Origin of the sequence: Vibrio sp. Vb0304, assembly GCF_033338995.1 — a bacterium.
In the GTDB taxonomy this organism is placed as follows: domain Bacteria; phylum Pseudomonadota; class Gammaproteobacteria; order Enterobacterales; family Vibrionaceae; genus Vibrio; species Vibrio alginolyticus.
Window position 1 is genome coordinate 1 of record NZ_JAWOTT010000287.1, and the last position, 1,127, is coordinate 1,127.

A 1,127-nucleotide genomic window follows, 5' to 3' on the forward strand; every position below is an offset into this window, starting at 1 on the left:
GCCTTTCATAAATCGAGTCTGAGTCAGTCGGATAACCGCTTTCAGCACTAACGTGTAATCTTTGCGCTGTTTAATGGTCGGTGACCCGAAGTGGAAAGTACGGGTGATATCTGTTGTGCCGCCAAGGTATTGACCGCCAGAATCTACAAGGAAGAAATTGCTTTCATTGACCACAGCATTGCTTTCTTCATCGGCGGCGTAATGCATTTTCGCGCCATGTGCGGCGAAGCCTGCAATCGTGCGGAAACTGTCGCTCACATAATGGCGAGTTTGACGGCGATAGCTTTTCAATTGAGCCTCGGCTGACAGCTCAGTAACAAGCCCGCTTGGAACTTGGTCTTCTAACCAGCTCATGAACTTCACGACAGCCACACCATCGTCCGTCAATGACTGTTCGAGATTGGCTAACTCGGTCTTATTTTTGATGGCTTTCATGTCGGTGACCGGGCAAGCCATTGGCTTTAATGAAAGGTTCTGCTCAATGGAGTTAACCAGCAAGCTATCGGTATAAACTGGGCTAAAAGCAAGCGACAAGCCTTCACATTGCTGATTCAAATACTGGCTGACGTACTCGTAGTGACGAACGCTCACACCTTGCGCAGTCAGCTTCTTCTCTATCTCGGCTGGTAACTTTTGTTTATCGATGAACGCCGTCGCGCGGTCTCGCTCGACGATAAGGTAGGATTCTGAAACCGGGCAGTAAAGCGTGTCACCGCCACGAATATTCAGTGTCCACATCACATCGTCAAGGGTTGAAACCAATAAACAGTCCGCATGGTTTTCATTGAGCCATTTACGAATATCTGCGAGTTTTTGTTTGGTTTCTACACCAGAAAACGCAACCGGATGGTCAAAAATTTCTGCGCTCGGTCTGCTCGGGCGGTCAGTCCAGATTGGCGTTATCAGATCGAGGTCGAGAACAATCTCGATGTTCTTTGGCTCAAGCGCTTGTTTAAGTTCTTGGTAAAATGCGTAGCTGATCGAGCGTCCATCCACGGCAATCGCGCTGTTTTCGTCGAGGGTATTCGCAAGCCATTTAGGAATGGTGGGGGTTTCCGGCTGACGCGCTTTGAAAAGGTCTAACCCTGTTCCATGCAATTGTTCTTCTGCTTGAATGTAGTAGCGAC

Annotated in this window: 1 protein-coding gene; it reads right to left on the reverse strand. The window is 48.7% G+C overall.

The genetic code is table 11. From position 1 onward, the window contains the following. A partial coding sequence (locus tag R7P35_RS25695) for an aminopeptidase P family N-terminal domain-containing protein (RefSeq protein WP_318093262.1) occupies nucleotides 1–1,127 on the reverse strand: 1,127 nt, incomplete at both ends.